The following is an 18134-nucleotide window of genomic DNA, read 5'->3' on the forward strand; positions in this document are numbered from 1 at the left end:
GGGGATTCCAAAGGGCGGTCGGCGGCAGCCGCCCTTTGGTTGCCATCGCCAACGCGATAAAACCTCGAATAGAGGTTATTAAGCTCCTAAAGTTCTCACGCAAAATAGCTATCCAAAAAGCTTCGCTTTTAACGCCAGCAAGCTGCGCGTCTTGTATCTACACGTTAAAGCGCGGCGGCAACTACTCTGCAACCACTTGTTTAAACCGTGCGAACGTTCGCATATTTTCATCTGCAATCATTGCTTCGTAATCGGGGTTTTGGGCGATTAGCTCATATTGCCCATTGGGTAATTTATTAATTTTTCGCAGTAAATACTGGCCATCTCCGCCTATATCATCTCGCTCTATTGCGACAATTTGGCCGCGTAACGATCCGGCTTTATCAGAGGTTATAAGCTCAAGTAGCAGTAAATCATCATCGTAAATTGGGTTTTTACCGCCGTTCATAGAGTTACCCGAAGCGCGTGCTAAAAAATGCACGTTTGGATCAAGCTTACCTGCACCAAATGGTGCATCCATCAACTCCATATCGCTTTCATCTCCTGTTTTAAAATGCCCGCAGGCAATTTTAATATTTGGGAAATACGGCAACTTGATTACTTCATTTACAGTTTTTAATTGGCTTGTAAATAGTTCCTCATCATTACTGATTTGTGTAGGAACGATATTCACGGCGGTGTTATCAACTGGCTCTTCAAATTGTAGTAATGCTTTAAAGTGATGGTTCTGAAGCTTAAAACCTATTTTTTGGTAATAATCTTTACCGTCTTGAATATATTGCTGCTCGATTTCGCCAAGTGCGTTTTTATCTAGCTTTTCCCACAGTACTGAGTCAAACGAAATAATGTTGAGATCTTTTGCGTGATAAATAAAACGTTTACGCTCGAACTTTTCAAACGGGTTCGCTAATAAACTACGAGTTAAATAAGCAGTATCGTTTAAGCGCTCTTTATCATTAAGCGGGTTATTGTCTTTTTCTGCTTGTCCGAACTCTTGTTGTAACTGCTTGTAAAAATTTTGATATCGCAACACAAGTTTTGAAAGCTCGGCTTCACCTTGTTCATTACATTCACTTATAAACGCTAGTAAGAAAGCAATTTTATACGAAAAAGAATAATCTCGACTTTGTAAAAATTCAAAAAAATCATCTCGCCTTGAATCTTCTGTACGCTCTTTAATATTTTTATCTATTTTGATTTGCTTTAATTGTGATTCACTAAAATAGTTTAATGTGTGTTTACCAAATGGGTGTGTTTTTGCTGGGGTAATATCTCCTTTTTTAACCCAACTTTTTACCGTGCCAGTTGAAATAAACAACTCGCGAGCAAGCTGCTCTTCATTTAATAAACCGCCGAATTCATGTTCAAAAGTAAATATGTCTATTTTTTCAATACGGCGTTCACCTTCGTATAAACGATCTAATTCAATCGCTTCGTTTTCAGGTGTTGGTACTTCTGTTTTTATTATATTTTCAAATGGCTTGTAAGTAGAAAAGTTAAATAAGCCGTGTACCGACATTGGCTGCAATGCTGCGCCATAGCTGTCTACAACATCGATTACAATAAGCGCTTCTTTGTCTCTATAATTTCGCGTCCCACGCCCTAACTGCTGGGTATAAAGCACTTTAGACATTGTCGGTCTTGCCATAACTAAAATTTCAGTTTGTGGAGCATCCCACCCTTCGTTTAGTAGGTCGCAAGCACATAAAAAGCGTATGTTTCCTTTTTGATATTCTTCAAGCCCTTTGCGATCTGAACCATGTACTGCTTGCGCGCTAACTCCGTGTTTATTAAATAACTGCGCCATTCTTTGGGCATGTTTAATATCAGTACAAAACACAACACCTTGCTTTAATAATTGCCCCTCAATTAAAGGTTCTGCAAAATATTTATTGATCAAATCTACAATTAATTGATCGCGCGAGGGTATAAGTACGGTTTTATTTAAATCAGCCTTTACATAATCTTTACCGTTAAAGCGCACTTGCGATAAGTCTATATTTGACTCAAGTCGGTATGCTCTTATTTGCGGAGCAAGTCCTTTTTTAATTGCTTGTTCTAAAGTTAAATCAACTTTATAGCGACCAAATATGTCTTGCAGCTTTTGGGCATCGGGCCTCTCGTCTGTAGCAGTGAGCCCTAATAACGTTTTAGGTTTAAAGTATTCAATTACTTTTCTTAATCCTGTTGCAACTGCATGGTGAGCTTCATCTATCAGAATATAATCAAAAGATTGTGATTGTATGGTGCTGTAATGGCGCATCATATAAGCGCTGGTTTGCACTACAACATCAAGCGTTGAGTCTGTTAATAACTCACCCACTTTTAATAAGGGATGTCTTAAATTTAATCGCTCTTTTAATTGCTTTTTTAAAGCAGTGCTAGGTACTACTGCCAATGCTTTTTTACATATACCCGCATCTATTTGATTTTTTAAATCTTCTATAAATACTTCTGTTTTACCTGTACCAGTGGGTAGGACAACTAAAAAGGTGCTTTTACCTTTTATGCGTTGATTTGAAATACTATCTACAGCTTGATCTTGATGTTCTAAAAGCTGAAATGATAAATCACGCTGTGCTAAATATTTAGGTGCGGCACTAAAGTTTTTAGGATCACCAAAATAATCACGCATTTGATCACTAAACTTGTAATGGTCGCTCATACCTCTGCTTGACCATCGAAAAACTAAATAGCCATCGTAAACTAATGAGTTTTGCTTAAATAATTGCGAACGATATTTTTTTAAACCAATTATAAGCGGGTGATGATAACGCTCTCCATTAAGCTCTATAGCTATATTACTTTGGTTTTTAACATCGTTACTTCTTGTTAGAACAAAGTCTATATAGCGAATGTGCCCTGCACTATCAATGTATTTACTTTCAGCTTCAAGTGCGTGTAAATATTGAGCGCCAAAGACGTCTTCAAATAAGCAGGTGAAATTATATTCAGGTGGTGTTGGATCAGTGTGGGTTTCGTTGCGATCAGCTCCAAATTTTTTTATTTTATCTGATTGTTGTTCTTCTGAGCCAAGAAAAACATCAAGATCGTTTTTAAATTGCGCTCGTGTCTCAATTGATAAGGAAGTATGTGAATCATAAACAAAACGATATAAACCTTGGTACTTATGCATCAGTTGATTTTGATAACTAGTGTAATCAACGTATTGATAGTTGGGTAACTCTAGGTGAAAAAGAGTTGTATCAATAAATACAGCAGGACTATCATTTTTCGTATACAGCCTACCTACTGTGTTTTGGTCATTTAGCTTATAACCATACTCCAAAAGCACTTGGTCACAATATTCGAACTGATTTCTAATACTCATATTCATTACAGTTATTAGCCTTTACTGATAGCGCGTTGCATTAACGCATTTAACCACACTTCACTTTCGCGCTCAGGCCGTTGATCGACTGTTTGCCATTGTTTTATTATTTTAAGCTCGGTGTATTGATCAATTAATGCAGTTAAAGCATTTTCGTTTAAATCGGTAAATTCACGGCCATTATGCACACGTTCTGTATCGCCATATTTAAACGATACATACAAAACACCATTGGGTTTAAGCGCACGTTGTAGGTTTAAAAACACCTGCGGTAACTCAGCTTTTGGAACGTGTAATAAACTAGCGCAGCACCAAATACCGTCGTATTGATTTACACTATTTAGCTCTTGGAATGTTTTAACCGCTACAGGTTGTTGTAAGTAACTGCTTGCCAACTCTGCCAGCTCTGGGCTTGCATCAAATGCACTTACAGTAAAACCCTGCGCTTTAAAAAATGCAGCATCGCGAGCGCTGCCACAACCAGCATCTAAAACACTACCGTGTTGTGCAACGTGCGGTAAAAACTCAGCATAAAGCGCCGACATATCAACGTTAAGTGTTGAGTCGCTAAAAGCTTTGGCATTTTGGTTGTAATAAGTAAGTGTGGTGTTTGACACGAGACTCACCGCTCCTTGGCTAATCGTTTAACAGCTAAGACACTGTTAATACTGCATTCATTATTTGTTTAATCTACAGGAACAAGCGCATTAAATATAGGCTTAATAAGTAGAAATTTTTAAATTAATACGCCGTTGTTATTAAGCACTGATGCTGAGTGACACACGCTGTATAAAATATAAAATACAACCACCTTTCTATAAACACCTGCATACCAGGCATTCTCATAATTACGGATGGTTTTTACATCTTTACACAATCCCGCGCCGCTAAAATACAAAAGCTGGTTTATACTGTTGTAATAATAAGCAAAAATAATAACTATGAGGCGCAATGAATAAATTAATTACCGTATTTTTATGTTTGCTGTTTACGGCTCCATTTAATGTATTTGCTTGTGAAAGAACCTTTAGCGTAGCATCGCACGATGCTTTTTGGCCGCCTTATGTAATGGGCATTAACGGTAAGCTGCAAGGCTTGGAGGTTGATGCGCTTAACATTATATTTGCTGACTCCCCTTTTTGTTTTGAAGTTAAGTTACTGCCAAATTCTAAGCGGGCTTTTATTGAGCTTAAATACGGCCGTATTGATTTAGGATGGGCTGCAAGTTATACAGACGAGCGCGCTAAATATGTGCACTTTAGTGATAACTACCGAACTGAGGTTATGCGCTTATACGAAAACAAAAATAATCAGCATAGCGTTAAAAACCTCGAAGACATTTTTAAACAAGGCTTTATTGTTGGCGCTAACTTTGGAAGCTATTACGGCGAGGAGTTTGAGCAATATAAAACTAAATACAAAAAGCAGATTGAATACACCAGTGCAACCAGTAAACGCTTTGAAATGCTTAATAAACAACGTATTGATTTTGCTATTGAAGACGAGTTAGTGGGGGCTTATTTTGCCAAAAAAGGCTCAAATATCAAATTAGTAACCAATATTGAGCATGTAAATAAAGACGATATTTATTTAATGTTTAGCAAACAAACGGTGTCGGTTACTGAGCTTGCGGTAATTAATGAATATATAAACAAAAATAAAACAGCACTTAAAGCGTTGTTTGAACACTAATTTAAGGAGTGTAATGAAAACTTTATTTTTAGCATTTACTACACTGCTATTTACTCACTTTAATGCCCTTGCGTGTTCAAAAACATTAGTAATGGGCACTAACGAAACTAATTGGCCGCCTTATCTTGTAAAACAAGGTGATACATTTTTAGGCACAGAAGTGGATGCTGTAAACGCTATTTTTAAAGATTCAAAATTTTGTATTAAATGGACTTATTTTCCGAGTTTTTCGCGTGTTCAAGCTGAGCTTAAAAATGGCCGAGTAGATATGACCTACGCGGCAAGTTACACAAAAAAACGCGCACAATATGCGCACTTTAGTTTGCCCTACCGCGAAGAAGTTATGCATCTTTATAAACATAAAGACTCGCCTGATGTAACCAGCTTAGCTGATCTTTTTAGTCAAGATTTTACAGCAGGTATTAACCGAGGAAGCTTTTTTGGTGATGAGCTTGAACAACTCAAAACCAAATATTCAAAACAGGTCGTACTTACTGCTCAAGCAAATAATCGATTTAGCATGTTAGATAAAAAACGAATCGACTATGTTATTGAAGACTCCATGGTTGCGCAGTACTTTGTGAAAAAACACTCCTCAATTTCGCAGGTAAAAACTATTACACCGATTAACGTTAACAATGTGCATTTTATGCTAAGCAAGGAGTCGCTAACACTTGATGACGTGGCGACTGTTAATCAGTTAATTACCAAAAACGAGGCGGCTATAAAGTCAATTTACCAACCTATGCATTAAAACATAGCTAATAACTTAGCTATTTGGCGCCCCCTCTTTAATATTGCTTGGCATTAGTAATTATTTACATTGTGGCTGTAAGTACATTCAACACTACATACGTTAAAAATAGTGACCTAAAACCGAGAATTGCCGTTATTTTTACTTGGTTATAAATTAGCTGCCTTTTATCTTTCATTCGTTGTGGCTGATCTGTATAATTCGCCAGCTAATTTACCCTATTGTCTGGTTCTTGTTTGTGGCGTTTTGCTGCAGCGTACTCCTGTCAGTACTAATCTAGGATTACCTTTTTTGATCTCCACCGCAAATATTACGATGCAGTTTGGCGCAGAGCCGTTGTTTGAAAACATTTCAGCTAAATTTGGTAACGGTAACCGTTACGGTTTAATTGGCGCTAACGGCTGCGGCAAGTCGACTTTCATGAAAATTTTAAGCGGTGCGCTTGTTCCAAGTGCGGGTAATGTATCTATTACTCCTGGGTTAAAAGTAGGTAACCTAAGCCAAGACCAGTTTGCTTTTGAGCAATACAGCGTTGTAGACGCGGTAATTATGGGCGACGTGGAGCTTTGGAAAGTAAAGCAAGAACGCGAACGTATTTACTCTTTACCAGAAATGAGCGAAGAAGACGGTATGAAAGTTGCCGATCTTGAAAGTGTATTTGCTGAAATGGACGGTTACACGGCAGAAAGCCGCGCTGAAGAGATTTTGCTTGAAGCGGGTATCGATAAAGAATTTCATTACGGTTTAATGGCAAACGTTGCCCCAGGTTGGAAACTACGTGTGCTTTTAGCACAGGCGTTATTTGCAAACCCTGACATTTTGCTACTTGATGAGCCTACCAATAACTTGGATATTCATACAATTACGTGGCTTGCTAACGAGCTTAACAAACGTAAATGTACGATGATTATTATTTCGCATGACCGTCACTTTTTAAACTCGGTATGTACGCACATGGCCGATATTGATTACGGTGAGCTGCGTATTTACCCTGGTAACTATGAGAAATTTTTAGAAGCTGCGGGCTTACAACGCGAGCAACTTTTAGCTGAAAATGCTAAAAAGAGCGCTGAAATTGACGAGCTACAAGACTTTGTTAACCGTTTTGGTGCTAACGCTTCAAAAGCTAAGCAAGCAAGTTCGCGCGCTAAAAAAATGGATAAAATTAAGCTTGATGAAGTTAAATCTTCAAGCCGTATGAGCCCATCGCTTTCGTTTGACGAAGGTAAAAAAATGTATCGTCAGGCGCTTGAAGTTAATAAGCTTGGCCATGGTTTTGATGGCGAAACGTTATTTAGCGGCGGCGACTTTTTACTTGAAGCTGGCGCTAAGCTTGCTGTAATTGGCGAAAATGGTGTGGGTAAAACTACATTTTTACGCTGTTTAGTAGACGAGCTTAAAAGTAACGAAGGCGAAATTAAATGGTCTGAAAATGCGAGCTTTGGTTATTGCCCGCAAGACAGCACTAAAGATTTTGATAACGATTTGACGTTGTTTGATTGGATGTCGCAATGGCGTACGGCTAAGCACAACGATTTAATGGTTCGTGGCATGTTAGGCCGCTTGTTGTTTACAGCAGACGATTCAAACAAAAAAGCGCGTAACTGTTCTGGTGGTGAAAAAAACCGCCTGTTATTTGGTAAGTTAATGATGCAAGACGTTAACGTGCTTGTTATGGACGAACCAACTAACCACATGGATATGGAAGCCATTGAAGCGCTTAATAACGCGTTAAAAGATTTCCAAGGTACGCTTATTTTTGTAAGCCATGACCGTGAGTTTGTTTCGTCATTAGCTACACGTATCATTGATATTAAAGATAAAAAAGTAATCGACTTCCAAGGTACGTTTGACGAATACCTAGCAAGTTGTGAAGAGAAAAAAGCGTAAACTCTTTTTTTATTGCTTATAAAAACGGTGCTAAATTTAGCGCCGTTTTTTTATGTGTGGAATTTGAGTTTAACTATAAAATTAATTAATAAAGGCTTAAATAAATAATTCACTAAGAGGTTAAGAGACGCTACGCTTTTAGAGTCAGTGATAAAATACTCGTTTTCTGGCTTGGCTCTTCTCATTTACTCCTCTTTGGCTTCTCCTAGTGCAATAGTTTTTCAAGTAAATAGTTCACTAATGGTGATATAAGACGCAGCGCTTTTAAAGTAGGTGATAAAATACTCGTTTTCTGGCTTAGCTCTTCTCATTTACTCCTCTTTGCCTTCTCCTAGTGCAATAGTTTTTCAAGTAAATAGTTCACTAATGGTGATATAAGACGCAGCGCTTTTAAAGTAAGTGATAAAATAAAAAACACTGTTTTTTTGACTTTATTTTTCTTAGTTACTGCAGCATCGCTTTCTCTTATGCAATTAATGGCTGTTATCGCAGAGCTAATTATTCACATTATTTTATTGGTAATTACTGCACACATCACTGCTTTAAATCTAGTCATATTATCCTGTAAGTCTTTGTCACTTAATGCTAATGTTGATGGAGTGAATTATTTAAAACTTTAATAGCTAAACCAAGAGGTAACTATGTCTAATTGGGTTGAAGCAACAGTAAAAAATGTCACGTGGTGGAGCGAAACACTCTTTAGCTTAACCGTTAATGCAAACGTAGAGCCGTTTAAAGCTGGTCAATTTACAAAGCTTTCTATAATGGATGGCGACAAACGTATTGCTCGGGCTTATTCATATGTGAATGCCCCTGAAAACCCCGATCTCGAGTTTTATCTTATTAACGTAATTGACGGTTTGCTTTCTCCTCGTTTAGCTACCTTACAACCTGGCGACACAGTATTAATAGAACAACACGCAACCGGCTTTTTTACCCTTGATGAAATACCACAAAGTGATCAACTTTGGATGTTAGGGACTGGCACTGCCATAGGGCCTTTTTTATCGATATTACAACAGCCCGATGTATGGAAAAAATACAAAACTATAAATTTAGTGCATGGCGTACGTTTTAATAACGACTTAAGCTATCAGGCACTTATTAACGAGCTATTAAGAGTGTACCCAGCACAACTTAACTATATTCCGGTTGTAAGTAGAGAGGAGCCATTACAAGGCTTAAGTGGGCGAATTACTAACGCAATTGAGAGCAACCGCTTGTTTGAATATGTAAAGTTAGACCCAAAGCCCAGTAACGCACAATTTATGATTTGCGGAAATCCACAAATGGTAAAAGACACAACCGCGCTACTTCTCGATAAAAATTTTACGCGTAACCGCCGTAAAAACCCCGGCAATATCACGGTAGAGCAGTACTGGTAGGCTTCAGTAGTGGTATTAACTACCCGATAACGTTAAAATTTGCTATGTTGCACCCTTATACTAATTTTATCAAAAATATGATCATTCTATTGCATTAAATAACTCACTAACTGCGTTAAAGGTTATTCATATAGAACAACTATATGTCACAATTTTCGCGTTGTTATTGCGCTATTTTTTAACGCTATAATAGATCGCCTATTTAATGTAATTGGTATTACACGTATTTAGTGTTCATTTTAGGAAAGTTATGAAACCGTTATCTATTATTTTAGCCTCATTAGTCACTACCGTTGCGCTAATTACTTATGCCGCAGAGCAAAGCGAGCCTGAGCAAAAAGAGCCGCAAGTTGAAGCTCAAACAAGCGTTGAAAAGCCAAAAGTTGAAAATGAGCAATCAGTAACTCAAACCAACACTGGCGACAAAGTAAATACGCTTGAATACAAAGCGCCAGAGCTTAAAAAGCCAACAATTGATGCGACTAAACCAGACGATTCAAAAGTATTAGGTAACGAGCAAATTAAACCTGCTGAAAAGCCTAAAAATAAAATAGAAAAAGCAGTGGCTGTAGCCGAAGCTGAAAAAGCAGTAACGCAAGCAAAAGAAGCACTTACAGTTAAGCAGCAAACTAAAGCTAAACAATCGCGCGAATCACTTGCTGTGGTAGAGCAGCTAGTTAAAGCATATAACGCACGTAACATTGAAGAGTTTCTTCGTGTATATGCCGAAGATGTTGAGTTTTATATTTTCCCTAATGAGCTATTATTTAAAGGTAAAGAAAAACTAATAGAACGTTATGGGCTAATGTTTAAAAAGTTAAAGTGTATTCACTCATCACCCATTAAGCGCATAGTGCACGGTGATATTGTGATTGATCACGAACTTTCAGAAACTTGTTCAACTGACGAAAACGTAGTTGATAAACGCTCAGAACTTATTTCGAGTTATCAAATTAAAGATGGGAAAATAGTACGCGTACTGTTTTTTAGATAAAGGCTTTAAATGCAAATAAATGACGACAAAAAAATTCGCTTAATGTATCGCATTGAGCCAGGTTGCCTTGGACCTAAGGGTGCTGAGCATGTTGAAGATTTTTGTCGTTTTGCCAACAAGCATATTAAATCCCCCTTTTATGGCCAATTTGTATTTTTACCACGTTACGATAAAACCATAGACGAGCGACAATATAGCGTTAACAGCCGTAATTTATCACTTGCTCAGGCTCGGGCTTACTTAAAGCACTTTGATATTAATATTGAAGAATTTGAAGAACAGCTCGACGAGCTTCTCACCAAAGCGATTGATTTATATTTTAAACGATAGTATTGAATTGCTGTTGCTTAGGTATTGTCTCCCCTCAAAAGTACACTTTAATTATTATTAAAAGTATAAGTAATTTCTTTCACAAAGATAAGGTAATCAGTAATAACTGAGAAAAACCAGATCGGCCAATATGTATCACTTACTCTAAAAGCGCAGCGCCTCTTAACCTCTTTGTGGATAATTAGCCCTTTTAAAGCTTTTATTTGCACAATGAGAAGTAAAAGAGGAGTAAATGAGAGCCAAAAACAAAAACAGTATTGTTATGTTTTATCACTACTCTAAAAGCGCAGCGCCTCTTAACCTCTTTGTGAATAATTCGCCCTTTAAAGGCTTTTATTTGCACAATGAGAAGTAAAAGGGGAGTAAATGAGAAAAGCCAAAACCAGTATTTTTATGTTTTATCACTACTCTAAAAGCGCAGCGCCTCTTAACCTCTTTGTGAATAATTCGCCCTTTAAAAGCTTTAATTGCACAATGAGAAATAAAAGAGGAGTAAATGAGAAAAGCCAAAACCAGTATTTTTATGTTTTATAACTACTCTAAAAGCGCAGCGCCTCTTAACCTCTTTGTGAATAATTCGCCCTTTAAAAGCTTTTATTTGCACAATGAGAAGTAAAAGAGGGGGAAATGAGAAAAGCCAAAACCTGTATTTTTATGTTTTATCACTCACTCTAAAAGCGCAGCGCCTCTTAACCTCTTTGTGAATAATTCGCCCTTTAAAAGCTTTTATTTGCACAATGAGAAGTAAAAGAGGAGTAAATGAGAAAGCCAAAAACAAAAACAGTATTTTTATGTTTTATAACTACTCTAAAAGCGCAGCGCCTCTTAACCTCTTTGTGAATAATTCGCCCTTTAAAAGCTTTTATTTGCACAATGAGAAGTAAAAGGGGGAGTAAATGAGATAGTCAAAAACAAAAACCAGTATTTTATGTTTTATCACTACTCTAAAAGCGCAGCGCCACTTAACCTCTTTGTGAATAATTAGCTCTTTAAAAGCTTTTATTTGCACAATGAGAAGTAAAAGGGGAAGCCAAAAACCCCGAAACAAAAACAGTATTGTTATGTTTTATCACCCACTCTAAAAGCGCAGCGCCTCTTAACCTCTTTGTGAATTAATTAACTAAATATTTTAAACCCTTAAAAACAAAAAAGCGGTGTTAATTTTAACACCGCTTAATGCGTAATATATTTAGCTTTAGTAAGCTTGGGCTACAACATAGGTTTTATAACATCAAACACAGCTTCTATATGGTCGTCTCTGTCGTTTAGTGCCGCTATGTAACGGTATTTTTCGCCGCCTGCGTTTTCGAATATTTCACGGTTTTCACCTTCTAGCTCTTCAAGTGTTTCTAGGCAGTCGGCGCTAAAAGCAGGACTTATAATAGCTACATCGGTAATACCTTCATCAGGTAAGGCTGCAAGGGTTGCGTCGGTATAAGGCTTTAACCACTCTGCTTTACCAAATCGACTTTGAAAAGTACTAATTACTTTGTCTTTATCAAGACCTAGTTTTTCGACAACTAAACGCGTGGTTTGTAAACATAGGCAATGGTACGGATCGCCGCGATCTAAAAACAATTTAGGCATACCGTGATACGAAAAAACAATTTTTTGTGGCATACCATTCGCTTCTAAATCCTCACTAATACTATTAGCAAGCGACTCAATGTAACGGGTGTTTTTATGATAGCCATTTATAAAATGAAGTTCTGGCACCCAGCGCCATTTACGCAGTACGCTCGATACAGCATCAAACGTAGAACCCGTAGTTGGGCTAGAATATTGCGGGTACATTGGTAAAATAATTATACGCGTTAAGCCTTTATCACGAAGCTCTTCAAGGCCTGCCTCTATTGAAGGGTTGCCATAACGCATTGCCATTACTACTTCAGTATTGGTATAACCTTGCTCTTTTAATAAAGTATTTAACTTTACACTTTGCTGGCGAGTAATGTGGGTAAGTGGTGAGCCGTTTTCGGTCCATATACTCTCGTATAATTTAGCCGAACGTTTTGGGCGTACGCGTAAAATAATGCCATGTAAAATTATCATCCATACCAAGCGTGGTATTTCTACAATGCGTGGATCTGATAAAAATTCGCGTAAATATGTACGAAGCGCAGCCGCTGTTGGTGCATCAGGGCTGCCTAAGTTAGTTAGCAGTATTCCCGTTTTTTGGTTAAAACGCCCATCATGGGGGTTGTCAGTAACCGCAGAAAATCGCGACACAGAGTGCTCCTTCAAGCAAATTCAATAATCTATTTTATGCACATTGTAACGAAAAAAACTGCGATTTAGATCAATCATTTAGCAGTTTTCACCATTATTCTAAACGGGGTTGGTTTTTTCGATTCTAGCTGTTGGAGTTTTTCTATCGATTTACTGCCAAATACATGACCTTTGGGCAGCAACATTATGCCCGTATGGCTGTGTAGAGCATGGCCCAGTACCATTTGCTCTTTGAGTTCATGGGCGTTACAAATTAGCACTGATCCTGCTGAACTTTTTTGTTCATGTAGTTTTGCATGGCTTGCTTCAAGTGCACGTACAATTTTAGGATGATAAAACGATCCACTATAAAGTTTTACACTTTCGAGTGCGTCATCGTGGCGCTGCTTTTCATCACTTGCATTGCTTTGCTCAAATGCGTCCCAATAGTCGCGCGCTAAACCTAGCACCATAGCGCCTATCGGTATGTCGTTTCCGGCAAGGCCTTTGGGCATTCCGTTTCCGTTAAAGCGCTCAAACTGATAATAAATAGCATCCGACAAGTCATGTAAATGTATTGCTGGCATTAACATTAATTGTGCAGTACTTGGATGAGTATAAAAGGTTTTGCGTTGTTGCTCGTTTAAGCGGTTAACTGGTTTTTTATAAAGATCAGGATCCATAGCAAGCAAGCCTATTTGCGCCAAGTAACCAGCCATAGGGGCAAGATCAATGCTTTTTTGCGACAAGTTTAAATAAAGTGCTATTTGTGTACAGGTATTAGCAATATTTTGTGCTTTGTTACCATCTAGGTAAGGGTTTGCGTTAACAAAATTATATAGCAGCTCTACGGTCGATTTATGCTCTTGTTTTTCGCGCTCGTTGGCGTCTTCAAGCTTTTTTAAAACCTGTTTGATTTGTAAGGTGCGTTTTTCTACTCGTTGTTCAAGCGAGTTATTAAGCTCTAGCAACTCTTGGTTTTGCGCTTTAACTTGTGCCTCTAATTTTTGATTTTGTTTTTTTAGTGCAAATTTTTCTAGGCTATCTCTAATGCTACGAAGTAATAAATCGTTTTGCCAAGGCTTTTGAATATAACCATTTATTTGGCCCTGATTAACAGCCGCTAAGGTGGTTTGTATGTCGGCGTAGCCGGTTAATAAAATGCGTTGGGTGTCGGGTGCCAGCGCACGCGCTTTTTCTAAAAACTCGGCACCGTTCATTACCGGCATACGCATATCGCTAATAATTAAACCAAATTCATGATTTTTAAAAAGTGTTAATGCGTTTTGCGGGTTATCGCAAACAATAACCGACAGGCCATTTACTTCAAGTAGCCGTGTTAACGTGCGTAGTACTATTTCATCATCATCAATGCAAAGTACATCAACCTGATTTATTGGTGTGCTTGGTGTTACTTGAGTCATTGAGTCGCCTTTAAATTACTTCTGGTTAAATAATAGCTTAAAAAAATACTCTATGGTGTGTTTGTGCCTACCTTTTATATTAAGTGGTATTTACATAATGGAGTTATTAGCAATAAGTAGATAATTACTTATGCATAATATTAGGCCTTGGCTGCACTAAAGTTGCAAATTTGCATACAGACGACTAAACGTTAAGTATAAAGTTATCTATATGGATGAAGGGAATGGATGGATCAGATGGTAATTTTGAACGTGCTTTTTTAAACGAACAAAAGCTGCGCTTAGCTGCAGAGCAATTACTCAAAGATAAAAGTAGCGTTTTAGTTGCCATAAATAATGAACTACAAAAAAAAGTAGCCGACTTAGAACACCAACAAATGCTGTTTGTGCAAACAGAAAAAATGGCGACTTTAGGTACACTTAGTGCAGGCGTTGCCCACGAAATAAATACCCCGCTTGCCTATGCAATGAGTAACGTAGAGAGCCTACAAAACGCAAGCCCTTTACTGGTAGCGCTGCTGAAACTTAACGAACAATATTTAAATAACGAAATTAAAGAGAGCCGTTTTAAACACGAAATCGACATACTCAATTTACAGTATCCGTACGCGTGGATTTATATCAATTTGCAGGGGCAAATTAACGACAGCGTTGAAGGACTTAAACGTATAAAACAAATAGTGCATGACTTATTAAACTTTGCCCACCCCACCTCTTCTCAAGATAAACAATTAGCCGATGTAACAACGGGTGCTAATAATGCTTTAAGGTTATTGAGTAGCAAACTTAAATTATGCGAAATAAAAACGCGGTTTGAACCCCTACCACTCATTTGGTGCAATTTATCGTCAATTAATCAAATTTTTGTAAATCTTTTAATGAATGCTTGGCAAGCTTGCGAGTTAGATTTAGAAAAAGGCTGCATTATTGAAGTCAATATTTTTGAACTCAACACAAATATTTGTATTGAAATAAAAGATAACGGTTGTGGCATGAATGAAGACACAATAGCGCATATGTTTGACCCTTTTTACACAACAAAAGAAGTCGGAAAAGGCACCGGTATGGGTATGACACTTGTATACGCTATGGTGAGCGATCACGGTGGAAAAATAGAAGTTAACAGTATATTAGGCACAGGTACGACCATTCGCTGCCTATTACCTTTAAAAGTGTAAAATAACGAACAAAACCACATTGTAAATAAAGTGTTAAACATTCTGTTTTTTGATGTTTAATCCCTTCTTAGCACGTATTTTAACCGATTTGATGTGGTTTTTTCTTATCTTGAAGTTTATTTGCATACTTAGACCAAATATTTAGTTTTTTTCATTTCTTTTTGTTTGCATATGTTGCTAGGATGTTTGCAACAGGTTGTGAGCATCATAACCACACACATATTATTAAGAATACAAAAAACAGGGTCGTCACTATGTCAACATACCGTTTAAACACACTTGCTGTAGCCGTTGCTTTCGCGTTTAGCGCACCAAGCATTGTTAACGCTGAAGAAGCACCAGTGCAAGCTGCTAAAAACATAGAGCAAATATCTGTATTAGGATCGCGTGTATCTAACCGTACCTCTACAGAGTCTTCTTCTCCTATTGATTTAATTGACGCGGATGATTTAACTAAAGGTGGTTTTACCGAATTAGGCCAAAGCCTTCAAGCGACAGCGCCTTCATTTAACTTTTCGCGTACACAAGTATCAGACGGTTCAGATTTATTTAGACCCGCAACACTTCGTGGCTTACAACCAGATCAAACCCTTGTATTAGTAAATGGTAAACGTCGTCATAACCAATCAATTTTTGGCCTTAACGGTACAGTAGGCGCAGGCGCTGCGGGTACTGATATGAATGCCATTCCGCTAACGGCGCTTAAAGGTGTTGAAGTGTTACGCGACGGCGCTGCAGCGCAGTATGGCTCTGATGCTATTGCAGGTGTTATTAACTTATCTCTTAATAACTCAACCGGTATTACAACGGGTTTTGTACAATACGGCGGCACAAGTGAAGGTGACGGCGACACTATTTCAGCAGGTTTAAACCGTGGTTTTGAATTAGGTAACGAAGGCGGCTTCATTAACCTATCGCTTGAGTACCGTGATGCCGACGGCACTAATCGTGCAGAGCGCGATACGGGTGGTTCGCTTAATGTTGAACCAGGTACGCTAAGTGAAGATGTACGCTGGGGCCAAGGTAACTCAGAAAGTGAATTTACGTCGTTATTTTACAACATGGCATTACCAATGGGCGACGGCGAGCTTTACTCGTTTGGTGGCTACTCTGAGCGCACGGCGCTGGGTAATGGTTTTTACCGTAATTTTAACGAAGCCTCTAAAAACGTAACCCAAGTATATAGTGATGGTTTTTTACCGCGCATATATAACGAAGCACAAGATATTTCAGTAGCACTTGGGTTTAAAGGCGATATAAACACAGATTGGACTTACGATGTATCGGCTGTTTATGGTGAAAACCAATACGATTTTACATCACGCAATACATTAAATGCTTCTTACGCGGCTGAGTATTTATTTAACAACCCAAGTGCAAGCGATGCCGATATTGCAGCAAATTCAGGCCCTACTGGCGGTTACTCAGGTGGTTTTAGATTCGATCAAACAACGGTTAACCTTGATGTAAACGGTATTGTAGATATTGGCCGTAGTGAGCCTTTATATGTAACAGTAGGCGCCGAATACCGTAAAGAAAACTACGAAATAATGCCTGGCGATGAAGCATCATACGCGTGTGGGTTAGCAAATATGGATACCTCGTACCCATCAGTAAACGATCCGGATCAATTTGCACAGTGTGGTTTTCAAGCTTATAACGGCCTTCGCCCTGAAGCGGCTAACGATAGCGACCGTAACAGCTACGCAGTTTATGTAGACGTAGAAACTATGATCACCGACGCATGGAACGTAAGTGGTGCGCTACGCTATGAAGATTTCTCAGATGCTGGGGATGATTTAATTGGTAAATTAGCAACACGTTATGAATTTTCAGATGACTTTGCAGTACGTGGTGCACTGTCTACTGGTTTTAGAGCGCCATCACTTCAACAAAGTGGTTATACAGCTTTTACAACTAACTTAGGCTCAGACGGCACATTAACGCAGTCGTTCACAGCAAACACAGGGACCGCTTTCCCAAGTGCGCTAGGCGTAGATAGCTTAGAGCTTGAAACATCAACAAACTACAGTGCTGGTTTTGTTTACGATGTAACAAGCGAGCTTTCGTTAACGGTTGATTTTTACCGTGTAGAAATTGAAGACCGTATTACACTTGGCAGCTTACTTTCGGCTGACGATGTATCGTTTAGCTCAGAAGCGGTTGCAGCGCTACAAGCAACTGGTGCAGTGCAAGCTAACTACTTCTCAAACTCGGTTGATTCTACTACGCAAGGTGTTGATATTATTGCATCGTACCGCACTGAAGTTGAAGGCGGTAATTTAGGAGTAACCTTTGCAGGTAACCTAAACGATACTAAAATTGACAGCGTAAACGCAGAAGACGGTATTCCTGAAGCGGTTGCTTTTGATGATTTACAACGTAGCTTTTTTACCGACGGACAACCGAGCGAACGTGCAACGCTTACGTTTGACTACGAACGCGATGCCTACACATCAACCATTCGCTTTAACTACTTTGGCGAAACAGACGTAAAATACTTTGGTAACGACCATATTTCATTACCAGGTGAGCTTTCGCCTACGGGGTCATTTAAACCAACAAGTACGGTTGAGTCTGCTGTGTTAGTTGATTTAAATGTTAGTTACCAAATTAATGACATGTTTGCGCTTTCGGTAGGTGCCGATAACGTATTTGACGAAACACCAGATGAATTAGGTGATGACGAAGTACTTAATTTTATCACCAACGGCGCATTTAAATACCCAGTACGCGCATTGCCATACGGCTTTGACGGCAGAACGTACTACGCAAAAGTAAGCTTTAGTTTTTAATTTATCAAGCAAACTAAAGTAATATTAAGCGCAGTTATTAACTGCGCTTTTTTATGCTTTTTTATTATTAAAAAACTACCAAATGGATGTTAAAAATACTTGCGCGGTTGAAAATTAAGCCTACAATCTCCATCTCTTAAATAGGCCAATATA

12 protein-coding genes are annotated in these 18134 nt (G+C 38.3%); 8 read left to right on the forward strand and 4 right to left on the reverse strand.

All coding sequences use genetic code 11. From position 1 onward, the window contains the following. Positions 1 to 181: 181 nt before the first annotated feature. Entirely contained in the window at positions 182 to 3337 is a 3156-nt protein-coding gene (locus H5116_RS08210; RefSeq protein WP_182715915.1) for a DEAD/DEAH box helicase, read from the reverse strand. Between the two features lie 8 nt (positions 3338 to 3345). Beyond that, entirely contained in the window at positions 3346 to 3948 is a 603-nt protein-coding gene (locus H5116_RS08215) for a bifunctional 2-polyprenyl-6-hydroxyphenol methylase/3-demethylubiquinol 3-O-methyltransferase UbiG (protein WP_182715916.1), read from the reverse strand. Positions 3949 to 4282: 334 nt separating this feature from the next. Here H5116_RS08215 and H5116_RS08220 point away from each other — a divergent pair, with 334 nt between their 5' ends. The 6 genes from H5116_RS08220 to H5116_RS08245 all read left to right on the forward strand — a co-directional run bounded on the left by H5116_RS08220 (position 4283) and on the right by H5116_RS08245 (position 10376). After that, complete coding sequence (locus tag H5116_RS08220; RefSeq protein ID WP_182715917.1) at positions 4283 to 5023, forward strand: ABC transporter substrate-binding protein; 741 nt, start codon at positions 4283 to 4285, stop codon at positions 5021 to 5023. 13 nt (positions 5024 to 5036) lie between these two features. Further along, positions 5037 to 5777, forward strand: coding sequence for an ABC transporter substrate-binding protein (locus H5116_RS08225; RefSeq protein ID WP_182715918.1), 741 nt, complete (start codon positions 5037 to 5039; stop codon positions 5775 to 5777). Between the two features lie 291 nt (positions 5778 to 6068). After that, the gene (locus H5116_RS08230; protein WP_076914907.1) at positions 6069 to 7667 is read left to right on the forward strand and encodes an ABC-F family ATPase; all 1599 of its coding nucleotides are present in this window, start codon (positions 6069 to 6071) and stop codon (positions 7665 to 7667) included. Between the two features lie 641 nt (positions 7668 to 8308). Then, positions 8309 to 9052, forward strand: coding sequence for a ferredoxin--NADP reductase (locus tag H5116_RS08235; protein ID WP_039488796.1), 744 nt, complete (start codon positions 8309 to 8311; stop codon positions 9050 to 9052). A 250-nt stretch (positions 9053 to 9302) separates the two neighbouring features. Further along, positions 9303 to 10046 carry a nuclear transport factor 2 family protein gene (locus tag H5116_RS08240; RefSeq protein ID WP_182715919.1) on the forward strand — a complete coding sequence of 248 codons (744 nt, stop codon included), beginning with the start codon at positions 9303 to 9305 and terminating at the stop codon, positions 10044 to 10046. 9 nt (positions 10047 to 10055) lie between these two features. Further along, positions 10056 to 10376 carry a hypothetical protein gene (locus H5116_RS08245; RefSeq protein ID WP_076924937.1) on the forward strand — a complete coding sequence of 107 codons (321 nt, stop codon included), beginning with the start codon at positions 10056 to 10058 and terminating at the stop codon, positions 10374 to 10376. A gap of 1209 nt (positions 10377 to 11585) precedes the next feature. Here the strand turns inward: H5116_RS08245 and hemH are convergent. Together hemH and H5116_RS08255 are read right to left on the reverse strand one after the other, a co-directional pair. Then, complete coding sequence (hemH, locus tag H5116_RS08250) at positions 11586 to 12605, reverse strand: ferrochelatase (RefSeq protein ID WP_024597461.1); 1020 nt, start codon at positions 12603 to 12605, stop codon at positions 11586 to 11588. A gap of 74 nt (positions 12606 to 12679) precedes the next feature. Then, positions 12680 to 14008: an HD domain-containing phosphohydrolase gene (locus H5116_RS08255; protein ID WP_154904182.1), complete on the reverse strand. Its 1329-nt coding sequence runs from the start codon at positions 14006 to 14008 to the stop codon at positions 12680 to 12682. A gap of 224 nt (positions 14009 to 14232) precedes the next feature. Between H5116_RS08255 and H5116_RS08260 the strand changes: the two genes are divergently transcribed. Then, positions 14233 to 15186, forward strand: coding sequence for a sensor histidine kinase (locus H5116_RS08260; RefSeq protein ID WP_182715920.1), 954 nt, complete (start codon positions 14233 to 14235; stop codon positions 15184 to 15186). A 254-nt stretch (positions 15187 to 15440) separates the two neighbouring features. Then, entirely contained in the window at positions 15441 to 17981 is a 2541-nt protein-coding gene (locus H5116_RS08265; protein WP_182715921.1) for a TonB-dependent siderophore receptor, read from the forward strand. The last annotated feature ends 153 nt before the right edge of the window (positions 17982 to 18134 follow it).

The organism is Pseudoalteromonas sp. SG45-2 (genome assembly GCF_014164115.1).
In the GTDB taxonomy this organism is placed as follows: domain Bacteria; phylum Pseudomonadota; class Gammaproteobacteria; order Enterobacterales; family Alteromonadaceae; genus Pseudoalteromonas; species Pseudoalteromonas distincta.